The sequence below is a fragment of the Burkholderia sp. SIMBA_062 genome (assembly GCF_046534765.1).
GTDB lineage: Bacteria > Pseudomonadota > Gammaproteobacteria > Burkholderiales > Burkholderiaceae > Burkholderia > Burkholderia ambifaria.
This window is the reverse complement of sequence record NZ_JAWRYD010000649.1, coordinates 1-234: the sequence shown is the minus strand read 5'-3', so window position 1 is coordinate 234 and position 234 is coordinate 1. Positions and strand designations below refer to the sequence as shown.

Genomic DNA, 234 nt, shown 5'->3' with positions numbered 1-234 from the left:
CACGCAGAATTCGCCGATCATTTCGCTGACACTTGGGCCTACCAGGTGCACACCCAGCACCTCATCGGTTTCGGCATCGGCGATAACCTTGGCGAAGCCTTCGGTTTCGTGGTTGATCTTGGCGCGGCTGTTGGCGGTGAAGGGGAACTTGCCGACCTTGTAGGCACGGCCTTCAGCCTTGAGCTGCTCTTCGGTCTTGCCCACGGTGGCCAGCTCCGGGCGGGTGTAGATCAC

Annotated in this window: 1 pseudogene; it reads right to left on the bottom strand. The window is 60.7% G+C overall.

The features are described from left to right. Positions 1–234, bottom strand: a pseudogene (locus SB786_RS37790) (dihydrolipoyl dehydrogenase); the annotation flags it as partial.